The following is a 14,208-nucleotide window of genomic DNA, read 5'->3' on the forward strand; positions in this document are numbered from 1 at the left end:
GTATCAGACGGACAACAACCTCAACAGACTCAATTCACTTTTTCATAGTTTTCATAATAGATTTTTGGATTATGAGCCAAGCAAGAGGTTGCACCATAGGAGGCATCCCATGACCCGACTCAACGACCACAACATCATCCTCGACACCGACAGCTACAAGAGCAGCCACTTCCTGCAATACCCGAAAGGCACCACCCGCCTCTTCAGCTACCTGGAAAGTCGCGGTGGCAAGTACCCGCAGACGCGCTTCTTCGGCCTCCAGTACATCCTGGACCGCTACCTGACCACCCGCGTCACCGCCGAGATGGTCGAGGAAGCCCGCGCCCTGATCGAAGCGCACGGCGAACCCTTCCCCTACGACGGCTGGATGCGGGTCGTGAACGTTCACGGCGGCAGGCTGCCCCTGGAAGTCCGCGCCGTGCCCGAAGGCACCCTGGTGCCCATCCACAACGTCCTCCTGAGCTGCACGAACACCGACCCCGAACTCCCCTGGCTGGTCGGCTGGTTCGAGACGATGCTGATGCGCGTCTGGTACCCCACCACCGTCGCCACGCAGAGCTGGCACATCCGCGAGATCATCCGCGCCGCCCTCGAAAAAACCAGCGACCGCGCCGCAGAGGAACTCCCGTTCAAACTGCACGACTTCGGCAGCCGCGGCGTCAGCAGCCGCGAGAGCGCCGGCATCGGCGGCCTCGCCCACCTCATCAACTTCCAGGGCAGCGACACTCTCGAAGCCCTGCGCGTCGCCCGCAACCACTACGGCGCCGACATCGCCGCGTTCAGCATCCCCGCCGCCGAACACAGCACCATCACCAGCTGGGGCAAGGAACACGAGGTCGACGCGTACCGCAACATGATCACGCAGTTCAGCCGCCCCGGCAGCATCTACGCCGTCGTCAGCGACAGCTACGACCTCAAGAACGCCATCAACACCCTCTGGGGCGAGGAACTCAAGGCCGAAGTCATCGCCTCGGGCGGCACCCTGGTCGTCCGGCCCGACAGCGGCGAACCGCCCGCCATGGTCCGCCTCTCCGTGAACGCCCTGGCCGCCAAGTACGGCACCACCACCAACAGCAAGGGCTACAAGGTCCTGAACCACGTCCGCGTCATCCAGGGCGACGGCATCGACGAGGACACCATCCGCCAGATCCTCGGGAACCTCGACGTGGACGGCTACAGCGCCGAGAACGTCTCCTTCGGCATGGGCGGCGCCCTGCTTCAGAAAGTCGACCGCGACACCCAGCGCTTCGCGTACAAGGCCAGCGCCGGCCAGATCGACGGCGCGTACCGCGGCATCTACAAAGATCCCGTCACCGACCCCGGCAAACGCAGCAAGGACGGCGTCCTCGACCTCGTGCAGGAAGGCGGGCGCATGGTCACCAGGGCGTACAAGACCTTCGACACCGACTTCCCCGGCAGCCTCATGCGCACCGTGTACAAAGACGGCGAACTGATCGTCCGCGACACGCTGGAGACCATCCGGGTGCGGGGATGAGCATCAGCGACATCCAGATCGAGCTCCGCGACATCAAACCTGATCTGGTCGCCGCGTGGAGACGCCACTTCCATGACTGCCCCTCCGTGACCGTTTCTGAAGGTGACATCTTCGGGCGTACCGCCGACGTGATCGTCAGCCCGGCGAACAGCTTCGGGTTTATGGACGGCGGAATTGATCTGGCGTACAGCAACCATTTTGGCTGGCAGCTATCCGAAGCCCTTCAGGACCTCATCCTGGAGCGGCACGACGGTGAACTTCCCGTAGGGCAGGCGGAACTCCTTCCGACAGGTCACCGTGACATTCCTTGGATGATCAGCGCCCCGACCATGCGCGTACCGTCCGTGATCCTACACACCCCGAACGCCTACCTCGCCTTCCGAGCCGCCCTGCGCGCTGTCCGGCACCACAATGCGACCCACCCCGTACCCATCCGCAGTCTTCTCTGCCCCGGCCTAGGCACGGCTATTGGTCGGCTGCCCTCTGAGGTCTGCGCCAAGCAGATGCGCGCGGCGTTCGACGCCGTCGTTATGGGGAATAAACCCAGGTTCGAACACTTCAGCGACGCCGTCGGCTGGCACACACAGATGATTCGAGACGATCTATGAACTTGACAGGCGTCCGCTTCGACCTTCGTGATCGCACTCCAGAGGTCGTGGACGCCTGGGCGGCGCATTTCGCGGGTGTGGATCAGGTGCGCGTGCAGTTGGGCGACATCTTCCAGGATGAGGCGGACGCCCTGGTCAGCCCGGCGAACAGTTTCGGGTTCATGGATGGCGGAATTGATCTGGCGTTCAGTGAGCAGTTCGGGTGGGACTTGCAGGCGCGTGTGCAGGAGCGCATCCGCCGGGACTTCTACGGGGAGCTGCTGGTCGGGCAGGCGTTCGTCGTGGCGACGCTGGACGCGGTGTGGCCGCACCTGATCTGCGCGCCGACCATGCGCGTCCCGGCGGACGTGTCCGGCACGCCGAATGCGTTCCTGGCGTTTCGGGCGGCGCTGCTGGCAGTGCAGGCGCACAACGCGTCGGGCGGGTCACCCATCCGGCGGGTGGCGTGTCCGGGACTGGGGACCGCGATTGGCCGCATCGCGCCGGATGTGTGTGCCCGGCAGATGCGCGCCGCGTACGACGCGGTGGTGCTGGGCCGCACGCCGCAGCTGCCCACACTGCAGGACGCGAAGCTCTGGCACGTGCGGCTGACCCGCGCGGACCTCTGAACGGCAGCAGCCCCTAGCGTTGGCCGGGGGCTGCTGCTCTGTTTACTCGTCGTCCTCTTCGGGAAGGTCGGCGCCTAGCGTGTCGGGGACGGGTGGGGTGTTGCGGTTCTTACCTATCTCGCGGACGCGACCGCTGAAGCGGGTGCGGATGTCCTCGTAGACGGGGTGGGCGCGGATATCGCCGGGCCGTCCGGGAGTCACCCTGGCGTCCTGCGGGGGGGCTTTCGCCTCCTGCGGGGCGGGCGTGGGGGCCGGGGTGGGTTTCGGGGCGGGGCGGGGGACGCTGAGATCCGCGAAGGGCATGTCCTCCTCGGGTGGCAGGTCGCCCAGCAGGTCGGGGCCGCCGAAGGCGTTCCAGTCGGGTTCCTCTGTGATGACCTCGCCCAGGTAGAGGTTGCGTTCACTGCGGGGGGGCGGCCCGGCGTCACGGGGGGTGCTGGCGGGCTGCGCGGCGGGCGTGTCGTCCCAGGGGCCGGGGTCGAGGTCGGCCAGCGGGGCGGGCGCGGCGTCGTCCGGGCTGGTGGGGGGCACGCGCCGTTCGGGGAGGGGTGGGGGCAGGGTGGCGACGCTGGCGCGTGGGGGCGGCGCGGCCTGGGTGTGCGCGGTGGCCTGCGGCTGTTGCGCCTGCATGGGCTGCATCGGGGTGGCCTGGGCCTGCGGCGGGTCAATGGAGGCGAAGTCCGGGCCGCGCGTGCTCGCGGGGCGGCGGGGGGCACTGCGGGTCGGGTCGAACGGCGCGACGTCCGGCGCGGCCCCGTGGTCCGGCGCGGGCTCGCGGACGGGAGGTGCGGCGCGGGCCGGGGCTGGGGCGGGTGGGGTGGGGTCGGGCGTGGGGGCTGGCACGCTGCCTGCCTGTCCCCCACCACCCTGACCCCCGCCGAGGTTCACGCGGCGGCTGCCTTCCGGCGCGATCAGTTCGAACGTGACCGGGCCGAACACGCTCAGGACGATCTTGGCGATGTCGTCGAATTTCGCGGCGACCTGCTTGGCGTGGAAGGCGTTGCGGTCGTCGTACCCGAGGCTGACGTAGCCGGGTTCGGCGTGCTGCCGGGCGGGTTTCAGGAACGCGCGCAGCTGCATGCTGGCCTGCCGGGTCACGTCCGCCCAGCTGCCCCCCGTCGGGACGGGGACGGGCTGCGCGGGGTCGGGGCTGGCGGCGCGCGGGCCGGGGCCTGCACCAGCCGGGGCGGCGGGGGCACGGCGAGATTCAGCGGTCGGGCCAGCCTGAGCGGCGGGCGGATTGGCGCGTAGCGTGGCGAGTTCCTTCTCCAGGCGGTTCAGGCGCTGCGCGAGGTCGGCCGGGAGGGCGGCCCCCGCGCCCGCGCTGGCCGGGGCGCTGCCACCGGTCACGGTGTCGGCGGCGAGCAGGGCGTGCGTCAGGGCCAGTTCGAGGCTCTGCTGGTCGGCCGCGCGGGCAAAGCGGGATTCCTGCTCGTCCAGCGCCGCCTGGAGTTTCAGCAGGCGGGGAATGTCCGCGCCGTCCAAACGACCGTCGGGGTTCAGGCCCAGTTCGGCGTGCAGGGCCGCGCCCAGCGCCGCCACCAGGCCCTCGACGACCGTGCGGGCCGCGAAGCCGTCGCGGTACAGGTGCCCCGCGCCACTCAGGGCCGCGCCCGCGTCGCCGCTCACCAGGGCGGCGGCGATGCCGCGCACGCGCTCGCCGGGTGGGAGGCCCAGCGCCTCCTCCACGCCCGCACGGGTCACGGCGGTGCCGGCGGCCAGCATGCGTTCCAGCAGGCTCTCGCCGTCACGCATGGCGCCGTCGGCCAGCCGCCCGATGAGTTGCAGGGCATCGCCCTCGGCCCGCACACCCTCACGCTGGGCGAGTCCGGCGAGTTTCCCGGCGATCTCCTCCGGGGTCAGGCGGCGGAAGCGGTAGTGCTGGCAGCGCGAGAGGATCGTGGGGATGATCTTTTCGGGTTCGGTGGTCGCCAGGATGAAGATGACGTGGCCGGGTGGTTCCTCCAGCGTCTTCAGGAGGGCGTTGAACGCGGCGCGGCTCATCATGTGCGCCTCGTCCAGGATGTAGATCTTCTTCCCGCCGCGCATGGCCGCCAGCCCGACTTTCTCGCGCAGGTCGCGGACGTCGTCCACGCTGTTGTTGCTGGCCGCGTCGATCTCCATGACGTCCGGGTGCGACCCGGCGCGGACGCTCAGGCACGACTCGCACTCCCCGCAGGGCTTCGGCATCGGGCCGGTGCAGTTGGCAGTCATGGCGATCAGGCGGGCGGTGGTGGTCTTCCCCACCCCGCGCGGCCCGCTGAACAGGTACGCGTGCCCCACGCGGCCCTGCTCCAACGCGGCCTTCAGGACGTCCTTGACGTGCTCCTGCCCGACCACGTCCTCCCACCGCACCGGGCGGGCCCGCTGGTAGATGGCACTCACGCGCGCCCCCAGGCGGCGCGGCGCAGGAGCGGCTCGAACGCTGAACCACGCGGCCTCTCGCCGCTCAACCCGACCTCATCCCTGCACGCACGCCGCTTCACCTCACCATTCTAGAGCCCAGGCGGGAAGCGGCGCGGTGACGGGAGGCAGAGTTGATGGGTGACGGAGAGCAGCCCCCTTCCATCACCCATCAACTTTCATCCATCACCCCTTCCGCAGTGGCAGGTAGCGGGGTTCCCAGGCGCGGGCCCGGATGACCTGTTCGAGTTCGTCCCTGGTCATGTTGCGGATGCGGCGTTCGGCGCACACGCCGTCGCGGATGGATTGCAGGGCGACGTTCACGGCCACCTGGATGCTCAGTTCGCGCAGGTCGCTGATGGGGGGGTACACGCGCTCGCCGTATTGCGCGGTGAATTCGGCCAGGGTGCGGGCGGCTTCCATGACCATGGTGTCGGTGATCTCGCGGGCGCGGCTGGCGATCGCGCCGAAGCCCAGGCCCGGGAAGATGAACGCGTTGTTGCCCTGCCCGATGGGGTGGCGCTGCCCGCCGTACTCCACGTCCGGGAAGGGGCTGCCGGACGCGACGATGGCGCCGCCGTGCGTCCAGTGGATCACGTCGGCGGGGCGGGCCTCGACGTGGCTGCTGGGGTTGCTGAGCGGGAACACGATGGGACGTGGGGTGTTGACCAGCATCGCCTCGATGCTCTCCTGGCGGAACAGGCCGGGCACGCCGGTGAAGCCCAGCAGCGCCGTGGCCCGCGCGTTCACGAGGACGTCGTGCATGCTGGGATACTCGCCCTCGTACGTCCAGCCCGCGAGGTCCTCGGGGCGGCGCACGAAGCTCAGCTGCTGTTCCTCCAGGTCCGGCTGGCCGTGCATGAGCAGGCCGTGGCGGTCCACGACGAACACGCGGGCGTTCGCGTCAGCAAAGCTCAGGCCGCCCCAGGTCATCAGGCCCTGCCGGATCGCCATGGCCACGCCGATCCCGGCGGCGCCCGCGCCGACGATCACGAACACCTGATCCTCCAGCCGCTCACCCTTGATCTGCGCGGCGCGCATCAGGCCCGCCAGCGCCATGGCGCCCGTGCCCTGGATGTCGTCGTTGAAGCTGGGCACCACCCGGCGGTAGCGTTCCAGCACGCGGAAGGCGGTGCCGCGGCTGAAGTCCTCCCACTGGATGATCGCCTTCGGGTAGCGGTGCGACACGGCCTCTACGAACGCGTCCAGGAACTCGTCGTACTCGGCACCGGTCAGGCGCTGGTGGTGCACGCCCAGGTACAGCGGATCGTCGATCAGGTCCTGACGGTTCGTGCCGACGTCCAGTTCCACGGGCAGGGTCTTGTCCGGGCCGACGCCCCCGGCGGCGGTGTACAGGGACAGCTTGCCGATACTGATCGCCATGCCCCCGAAGCCCTGGTCGCCGATGCCCAGGATGGCGCTGCTGTCGGTCGCGACGATCATGCGGACGTCGTTCACGGTGACGTTCTCCAGCATGTCGTCCACCCGGTCGATGTCGCCGGTGCTGACCGTGAACCCGCGCGGGTAGCGGTAGTTGCTGGAGTAGTTCCGGACCGCCTCGCCCACGGTGGGCGTGTAGATGATCGGCAGCATCTCCTCAAGGTGATCTTCGAGGATCGCGTAGAACAGTACCTCGTTGCGGTCCTGCAGAGCGCGCAGGTACTCGTGTTTTTCCAGGTCGGAGTTGCACTTCAGGTAGCGCAGGTACGTGCGTTCCTTCTGCTCCTCGAAGGTGCTGGTGTGGGGCGGCACGAGGCCCTCGAGGTCCAGTTCGCGCCGCTCCTGCGGGGTGAACGCGGTGGTCTTGTTCAGCAGGGGGTTTTGCAGCAGGGCGAGGCCCGTCACGTTCACGCGGATGAAGCGCTGACCGGACTCATCGCGCTGCACGTCGTAGTACCGGGACACGGGAAGAGATTTCGGCATGACGCTCCAGCATAGCCGGCACGCGCTGCACTCGGTCCAGGAACACGGCGCACGAAACGCACGCCACCGCCCAGGCAGGCGCTCAGCTCAGTTCAGGCCATGAACAGAAGGGGGAAATGGACCAGGGTTCCTTCTGTCACTCCTTGACCTTCTCAGCCCAGCGCTGCCGCAGCGTGTCGAATCCGGCGTCGATCCGCGCCTGCGCCAGGACCATCTGGGTGGTGCTCCCAAATCCGATCTCGTCGCCGAGTTCGTTCACGGCGCGCATCCGGGCGACGATGCGCCGGCCCTCCAGCCGGTCGAAGGTGGCGGTCACGGTGACGGTCATGCCGGGCAGCGCGCTGGCCGTGTGGGTGACGTCCACCTGCGTCCCGATGCCACCCTCGCCGGCCTCCAGGAAGGGCAGGATGATCTTGCGCCCGGCCTCCTCGAAGTGCTTGGCCATCCAGTACGTGGCGTACACGGGGTGCAGGCGGCCCAGCTCGCCAAAGTCGACGGTCATGTCGTCGGTGACGGTCACGGTCAGGGTCTGCGTGAAGCCTTCCGGGATGGCGTGCATGACGGGCAGGCTAGCAGGGCGGGGCCAGTATGGGAAAAGCGTGAATCCCGCTCCTGCGGACACCTGCGCCCCGCGTCTTTAGACTGCCGGGATGAGGCTCAAGCCTGCTGACCTGTTCACCCTGCTGCGCGAGGCGTTCCTGGCCTTCGGGCAGGACAAGGCCCCGCGCCTGGCCGCCGCGATCGCGTACTACGCCATGTTCAGCATCGCGCCGCTGCTGCTGCTGGCCGTGGCGGTCGCCGGGCGGTTCCTGACCGACTCGGCGGTGCTGGATCAGCTGTTCGGCCCGGCGGGGCTGGTGTCGCAGAACCTGGGCACCGACACGGCCGAGTTCCTGCGCGGCCTGATCAAACCCGACAGCCTCCTGAAGGGGAGCCTCGTGGCGACCATCGCGGCGTTCGTGACGCTGTTCATGGGCGCCACGGGCCTGTTCGTGCAGGTGCAGGACGCCCTGAACTCCATGTGGGGCGCGGACCCGGCCCCGCCGCAGGGCATCGTGAACATCCTGTGGACGCGCGTGAAGTCCTTCCTGATGATTATCGCCATCGGGCTGCTGCTGATCGTGTTCTTGGGCCTGAACACGTACCTGTCCGCGATCGCGCAGCGGCTGGGCGACACCATCGGCGCGGGCGCGTTCCTGGTGCGGCTGGGCACGGCGCTGCTGTCCACGCTGTTCCTCGCGCCGGTCTTCGCGGGCGTGTACAAGGTGCTGCCCGACGTGAAACTCCAGTGGCACGAGGTGTGGGTGGGCGGCTTCTTCACGTCCACGCTGTTCACGCTGGGCCAGCTGGGCATCGGCCTGTACCTGGGTCAGGCGGCGCCCGGCAGCGCCTTCGGGGCCGCCGCGACCCTGATCGTGCTGCTGCTGTGGATTTACTACTCCGCGATGATCTTCTTCTTCGGCGCCGAGGTGACCTGGGTGTACTCGCAGAAGTTCGGCACGCACGCCGGGGGCGCCGCGAACACCGCGAAGAAGGAGGCGCTGGCCGCGCAGGGCGTGGACATCGACCCCACCGAGAGCGCCCAGGAACGCGACGCGAAAAACGCCGCCGGGCGGCCCGCGCAGGACGCGCGGGGCCGGGTGCTGGGCGTTCAGATGCCGAGGTTGCCGCGCGTGCTCAGGCAGGTGCCGCGCCGCGACGAGGGCCGCGTGCTCCCCACCGTCCGCGCCGCCCTCTGGAACGCCCTGACCGCCGTCCTCGCCGTGCCCGCTGTGATCGTGCTGCGACTGCTGGGCATCACGGGTGGCCGCCGGAAGTAAGGTCCCAGCGCGCGGGGCGGAGGTGGGTCACGGCCTCCGCCCCGCGTCTGTTCACACGCTCAGTTCAGCGTCGCGGGGAACGGCAGGGTGCCCTCGTAGATGGCGCGGCCCACGATGGCCCCCTCGATGTGCTCCTCGCGCAGCAGGTGCACGTCGTCGAGGTTCGCGACGCCGCCGCCCACGATCAGCGTGTTCGTCCAGAGACGGCGGACCTGGGCCATCAGGTCGCGGTTCAGGCCGCGCAGCGTGCCGTCGCGGGTGACGTCCGTGAAGATCAGCGTCTCCAGGCCCGCGTCGGCCAGGGTGGGGGTCAGGTCGGCGACCATCACGCCGCTGCCCTGCGCCCAGCCGTGCGTGGCGACCTCCAGCCCGCGCGCGTCCAGGCTGACGACCACGCGTTCCGGGCCGTGCGCGGCGATCAGGTCCCGCACGAGTTCCGGCTGCTTCACGGCGGCGGTGCCGATCACGACGCGGTCCACGCCCAGGCGCAGCAGCTCCTCGGCGGCCTCGCGGCTGCGGATGCCGCCGCCCACCTCGACCGGCACGCCCAGTTCCTGCGTGATCTGCGCGATCACGGCGCGGTTCTCGCCGCGTCCGGTGGCAGCGTCCAGATCCACGAGGTGCACGAGGCCCGCGCCCAGGCCAACCCAGTGCTGGGCGGCGTCCAGGGGGGCGTCGAAGTACACGGTCTCGCGGTCCGGGTCGCCCTCGAACAGGCGCACGGCGCGGCCGGACTGGATGTCCACGCAGGGAATGATGAGCGGCTCTTGCATGGGCCACAGGATACGGGGCCGGCTCGCGTGAGGGACCCTGCGGGGCTACACTGCGCGGGTGCGCGTCGGGATTGTCACTGCGACCTACCTGCCGTCCCGGAACGGGGTGGCGACCAGCACGGCGCTGTTCGCGCGGGGCCTGCGTGAACGCGGGCACGAGGTGCGGATCTTCGCACCCCGCCACCCCCTGATGCCCCCCCACGAGGACGGCGTGTACCGCCTGAACTCGTCCTTCGCGGGCGCGCGGGCGCTGGGCGCCCCGGCGGACTATCCCGTGATGCTCGCGCCGGGCCCACTGCTGACATCTAGACTGCCGCTGCGCGGCCTGGACGTGCTGCACACCATGCACCCGTTCCTGGCGGGCCAGCTGGCCCTGAAGTGGGCGCGGCTGTCGGGGGCGCCCGTGGTGTACACCGCGCACACGCAGTACGACCAGTACCTGCACTACGCGCCCATGCCCAAGCGGGTGGGCCGCGCCGTGCTGCGCCCGCACGTGAGTGCCTTCGCGCGCCGGGTGGACGCGGTGCTCGCGCCGGGCCGCGCGATGGTGGACATGCTGCGCGAGTACGGCTTCCAGGGCCGCGTGGACCTGATGCCGAACCCGGTGGATCTCGCCGCGTTCCGCGCCGCCACCGGCGCGGCGTTCCGCGAGACGTACCATGTGGCGCCGGACGCGCCGCTGGTCGTGTCGCTGGGCCGCCTGGCCCCCGAGAAGAACCTGGACGTCATGCTGCGCGCTTTCGACCGCGCTCGCGCCAGCCGCCCGGACCTGCGCCTGCTGGTCGTCGGGGACGGCCCCAGCCGCGCCGCGCTGGAACTGGGCGCCCCTGAGGGCGTGACCTTCACCGGCCCCGTGCCGTACGCCCGCGTGCCGGAAGCCCTCGCGGCGGCCGACGTGTTCCTCACCGCCAGCACCAGCGAGGTGCTGCCCATGAGCATGATCGAGGCGCTCGCGGCGGGCGCGCCCCTGGTCGCCGCGCAGAGCCCCGCCGCGCTGGACCTGATCGAGGAGGGCGTGAATGGGACCATGCGCGCCGCCACGCCCGACGCCCTGGCAGAAGGCCTGCTGGACACCCTGATGCCCGGTCAGCTGGAACGCCTCCAGGCGGGCGCACGTGCCAGCGCGGGGCAGTACGACCTGAGCACCCGCGCCGCCGCCCTGGAGGCCGTGTACGAGCACGCCCTGCGGCGCAGACGCCGGTAGACCAGCCAGCGCGCCGGGGCTGGGAGAGGTCAACGGGCCTTCTGCCCGCCCCTACGACAACAGGAAGGCCCCAGCAGTGCTGGGGCCTTCTGTGTGGTGCCGAAGATGGGACTTGAACCCACACGCCTTGCGGCGCTAGTCCCTGAAACTAGTGCGTCTACCAATTCCGCCACCTCGGCACACCTTTGGTAATCTCGCCCGCGCTCGGGCGCGTTTCAGGGCTCGCTTACTTTATAGGTGGGTGCCCGAACTGTCAACACCCCTCACCCGGAGGCAGGACCGGGCCGCGCCAGGACACCCTCCACCGGCGCGGCTTCCCGCTGATGTTCAGGCGACGGGTTCGCCGCGTTCACGCAGGCGTTCGGCCAGCTTGCCAGGCTCGAACAGACTGGCGCCCTCGCCGTAGCGGGCTTTCACGGCGCGGTTCAGGAGCCACACGGCGCCCATGACGCCCACGAGGCTGATGATCAGGCCCGGGACGCGCATGACGGCGTTCACCGCGGCAATCTGAGCGTTGAAGTCGTCCGTGCCGAACTTCGCGGTGACCCGCTGGTAGTTCACGACGCTGTTCACGACGCCGCCGATCAGGTCCACCACGGCGAACACGACGGTGCCCTGCACCAGGCCGCGCCTGACGACGGGGTCGCGCATGGCGATCTGGGTGGCGGCGCGGTGCTCGGGGCTCTCGCCGATGCTGGTCGCGTCGATGAACACCCGGAATAAGGGCACGCTGGTGGCCGCGCTGATCAGGAACAGCAGGCCCGTCAGGTACGAGCGGGCGCTGTCCTTAATGGCGTACCAGAAGCCGTCCACGTACCAGAAGGCCAGCGCGCCGCTGAACAGCGCGCCCGCCCCGCCGATCAGCGCGACGGGACTGACGTTGCGGTTCACCAGCAGGTCCCACAGGACGTACGCGACGGGAATCAGCGCGGCCAGCAGGTACGCGCGGACGTTGCCGGTGGTGCCGCCGCCGAACACCTGCTCGGCAATGCTGATGCCGCTGCCCAGAATGTTCGGGCTGAGGATCAGGATCGGGATGACCAGCGTGAAGATCAGGTCCCAGACGGTCTTGGGCACGCGTGGGCGCTTGGCGGGCGTGGGAGTGGGGGCTGCGGTCATGCCGGGCATTCTCGTGCATTCCCGCGTGAGGAGCGGCGGGCGGTGGGGGCGGACCTGACGGGCCGTCCGGTACCCTGGGCGGTGATGCGTGTTCTGGAGGTCTTCACGGTGTTCCTGCGGCTGGGCCTGTCGAGTTTCGGGGGGCCGGTCGCGCACCTGGGTTTCTTCCGCGCGGAATTCGTGCAGCGGCGCGCGTGGCTCAGTGACGCCGAGTACGCGGAGCTGGTGGCGGTGGCGAACTTCCTGCCGGGCCCCAGCAGTTCGCAGGTGGGGCTGGCCGTGGGGCTGCGCCGCGCCGGGTGGGCGGGGGCAGGCGCAGCGTGGCTGGGGTTCACGCTGCCCAGCGCGCTGATCATGGCCCTGCTGGGCACGGCGCTCTTGGCGGGCGCGGCGGACGGCGCGGGGTGGGTGCAGGGCGTGAAGCTGGCGGCGGTGGCTGTCGTGGCGCAGGCGGTGACGGGCATGTGGGGGGTGCTGGTCATGGACCGGGTGCGGGCAGGCCTGGCGCTGGGCGCCGCAGCGGCGCTGCTGGTCCTGCCGGCGTGGTGGCCGGGCGCAGGGGGCTGGGGCACGCTGGGCGTGCTGGGGCTGTGCGCCCTGATCGGCTGGCGCACCCTGACGGCGCCGGTCACGGAGGGGCAGGCGCTGCGCGTGTCGGTGTCGCGCCGGGCGGGAGCGGCGCTGCTGAGCCTGTGCGCGGCGCTGGCGGTGATCTTCGCGGCGCTGTCCGGTCTGGGAGGCGGGTGGGCGCTGCTGTGGGCCACCTTCCGGGCGGGCGCGCTGGTGTTCGGCGGGGGGCACGTGGTCCTGCCGCTGCTGGAACCTGCGTTCGTGCCTAACCTGCTGCCGCATGGGGCGTTTGTGGCCGGGTACGGCGCGGCGAACGCCATGCCGGGTCCGCTGTTCACGTTCGCGTCGTACCTGGGCGCGGCCAGTGCACCCCCACTGGGGCTGGGCGCGGGCGTGGGCGCCGCGCTGGGCACGCTGGGCATCTTCCTGCCGGGCGCGCTGCTGATGCTGGGCGCCCTGCCGTTCTGGTCCGCGCTGAGTGGCCGCGCGGGCGCCCGCGCGGCCCTGGCGGGCGTGAACGCGGGCGTGGTGGGCCTCCTGCTGGCGGCGCTGTACACGCCGGTGTTCACGGGCGCGGTGCGCGGCCCGGCAGACGTGGCGGCCGCACTGGTCGCGTACGCGGCCCTGACGGCGGGGCGGGTGCCCGCGTGGGTGGTCGTGCCGGTCAGCGCGGCGCTGGGCCTCGTGCTGGCCTGAGCCGCTCAGGGGCGGCGGAACCTACTCCAACACGAAGCGGACGCTCTCCTCGAAGGTCACGCGGGCTACGTCCATACGCGGCAGGACGGCGTTGCGCCGCCACGGCATCCACTCGGTCTGACCCTGGGCGCTGCGCAGGAACCCACGCAGGCCCACCTCCACGTACCGGGCGTCCTGGCCAAGCAGGGCGGCCAGTCCAGCCCGCACGGCGTCCGGGTCGCTCAGCGGCCCGGTCAGGCGCGCGGACGGCACGCCCGGCGCCTCCTCTGGCGTGCTGGGCACCTGCCCGGTGGGACTCTGGCCGGTGGGGTTGGGGTGCGGGCGGTACAGGTCCACCGTGAAGCCCGGCAGCGCCAGCAACGCCGCGCGGGCCTGCGCTTCCGGCAGCGGGCGGGTGAAGGTGACGTGCAGGTCCAGCTCGAAGCCCCGCGTGCCCTTGTCCGTGCGAGAGGTCGGGGCGGTCACGGCTGCGCGCTCCGTTCCAGGGCCTTGCGGTGCTGGTACAGGTGCGCGGCGACCATGCGCGTCCAGTCCAGGGCGTCCAGCTCCCCGAAGAAGGGATGCCAGAGGGTGCGGCCCGGCGTGGCGCGCAGCCCGGCGGCGACGTTCAGGAAGCCCGCGCGGCTCTGCGCCCAGGCGGCGTCCAGGTCCTCCCAGGCGAGACCCGTCTCACTGGGTCGGCTGTGGGGCGGGGCGATGCGGCGCCCGTCCGGCGTGAGCTCCCCGGGGATCTGCGGCGTGGGGCGCAGGTCGCGCTCGGACAGCAGCAGGCCCACCGCCCGCCCGATGGTGTCGTTGATTTTCATGACGTGCTCGGCTTCCTGCGCGGGGCTCCAGTCACGGCCGGGTTGCGTCTGCGTCCAGTCGCCCTGACGGGTGCGCAGGTGCGCCTCGAACAGGTCGAGTTCGCGGTCCAGGCGGGCGCGGACGTCGTCCGGGCCTGCGCCCATCACGGCCAGCGCGGCAGGGTCATGCAGGGATGTGGTCAT

Annotated in this window: 13 protein-coding genes and 1 tRNA gene; 6 read left to right on the forward strand and 8 right to left on the reverse strand. The window is 70.5% G+C overall.

Going from position 1 to position 14,208, the window contains the following annotated elements; genetic code table 11:
- Positions 1-109: 109 nt before the first annotated feature.
- The 3 genes from IEY63_RS14750 to IEY63_RS14760 are packed head-to-tail and all read left to right on the forward strand — an operon-like array spanning position 110 to position 2,711.
- Complete coding sequence (locus IEY63_RS14750; RefSeq protein WP_189069766.1) at positions 110-1,495, forward strand: nicotinate phosphoribosyltransferase; 1,386 nt, start codon at positions 110-112, stop codon at positions 1,493-1,495.
- Entirely contained in the window at positions 1,492-2,103 is a 612-nt protein-coding gene (locus IEY63_RS14755; RefSeq protein WP_189069767.1) for a macro domain-containing protein, read from the forward strand. The genes IEY63_RS14750 and IEY63_RS14755 overlap by 4 nt, the downstream gene beginning before the upstream one ends.
- The gene (locus IEY63_RS14760; protein ID WP_189069768.1) at positions 2,100-2,711 is read left to right on the forward strand and encodes a macro domain-containing protein; all 612 of its coding nucleotides are present in this window, start codon (positions 2,100-2,102) and stop codon (positions 2,709-2,711) included. Before IEY63_RS14755 ends, IEY63_RS14760 begins: the two co-directional genes overlap by 4 nt.
- Before the next feature lie 42 nt (positions 2,712-2,753).
- Here the strand turns inward: IEY63_RS14760 and dnaX are convergent, their stop codons facing one another.
- The 3 genes from dnaX to IEY63_RS14775 form a co-directional block, all read right to left on the reverse strand.
- Positions 2,754-5,096 carry a DNA polymerase III subunit gamma/tau gene (dnaX, locus tag IEY63_RS14765; protein WP_189069769.1) on the reverse strand — a complete coding sequence of 781 codons (2,343 nt, stop codon included), beginning with the start codon at positions 5,094-5,096 and terminating at the stop codon, positions 2,754-2,756.
- Between the two features lie 204 nt (positions 5,097-5,300).
- Positions 5,301-7,037 (reverse strand): NAD-dependent malic enzyme, encoded by a 1,737-nt coding sequence (locus IEY63_RS14770; RefSeq protein WP_189069770.1) that lies wholly within the window; start codon positions 7,035-7,037, stop codon positions 5,301-5,303.
- A 136-nt stretch (positions 7,038-7,173) separates the two neighbouring features.
- Complete coding sequence (locus IEY63_RS14775; protein ID WP_189069771.1) at positions 7,174-7,596, reverse strand: thioesterase family protein; 423 nt, start codon at positions 7,594-7,596, stop codon at positions 7,174-7,176.
- Positions 7,597-7,687: 91 nt separating this feature from the next.
- Here IEY63_RS14775 and IEY63_RS14780 point away from each other — a divergent pair, with 91 nt between their 5' ends.
- Positions 7,688-8,857, forward strand: a complete 1,170-nt coding sequence (locus tag IEY63_RS14780; RefSeq protein ID WP_189069772.1) for a YihY/virulence factor BrkB family protein — start codon at positions 7,688-7,690, stop codon at positions 8,855-8,857.
- A 59-nt stretch (positions 8,858-8,916) separates the two neighbouring features.
- On the opposite strand, the gene hisA is transcribed toward IEY63_RS14780, so the two are convergent.
- Complete coding sequence (gene hisA / locus IEY63_RS14785) at positions 8,917-9,630, reverse strand: 1-(5-phosphoribosyl)-5-[(5-phosphoribosylamino)methylideneamino]imidazole-4-carboxamide isomerase (RefSeq protein ID WP_189069773.1); 714 nt, start codon at positions 9,628-9,630, stop codon at positions 8,917-8,919.
- A 58-nt stretch (positions 9,631-9,688) separates the two neighbouring features.
- Here hisA and IEY63_RS14790 point away from each other — a divergent pair, with 58 nt between their 5' ends.
- Entirely contained in the window at positions 9,689-10,834 is a 1,146-nt protein-coding gene (locus tag IEY63_RS14790) for a glycosyltransferase family 4 protein (protein WP_189069774.1), read from the forward strand.
- A 94-nt stretch (positions 10,835-10,928) separates the two neighbouring features.
- Here the strand turns inward: IEY63_RS14790 and IEY63_RS14795 are convergent.
- Positions 10,929-11,013 (reverse strand) — tRNA-Leu (locus IEY63_RS14795).
- A gap of 148 nt (positions 11,014-11,161) precedes the next feature.
- On the reverse strand, positions 11,162-11,962 hold the full coding sequence (locus IEY63_RS14800; RefSeq protein ID WP_373290928.1) for a VC0807 family protein: 801 nt from the start codon (positions 11,960-11,962) through the stop codon (positions 11,162-11,164).
- 75 nt (positions 11,963-12,037) lie between these two features.
- Between IEY63_RS14800 and chrA the strand changes: the two genes are divergently transcribed.
- The gene (chrA, locus tag IEY63_RS14805; RefSeq protein WP_189069776.1) at positions 12,038-13,219 is read left to right on the forward strand and encodes a chromate efflux transporter; all 1,182 of its coding nucleotides are present in this window, start codon (positions 12,038-12,040) and stop codon (positions 13,217-13,219) included.
- Between the two features lie 21 nt (positions 13,220-13,240).
- Here chrA and IEY63_RS14810 read toward each other — a convergent pair whose 3' ends face one another.
- Together IEY63_RS14810 and IEY63_RS14815 are read right to left on the reverse strand one after the other, a co-directional pair.
- Entirely contained in the window at positions 13,241-13,684 is a 444-nt protein-coding gene (locus IEY63_RS14810) for a hypothetical protein (RefSeq protein ID WP_189069777.1), read from the reverse strand.
- The gene (locus IEY63_RS14815) at positions 13,681-14,208 is read right to left on the reverse strand and encodes a DinB family protein (protein WP_189069778.1); all 528 of its coding nucleotides are present in this window, start codon (positions 14,206-14,208) and stop codon (positions 13,681-13,683) included. The genes IEY63_RS14810 and IEY63_RS14815 overlap by 4 nt, the downstream gene beginning before the upstream one ends.

It is taken from the genome of Deinococcus radiotolerans (genome assembly GCF_014647435.1).
GTDB classification, from domain to species: domain Bacteria; phylum Deinococcota; class Deinococci; order Deinococcales; family Deinococcaceae; genus Deinococcus; species Deinococcus radiotolerans.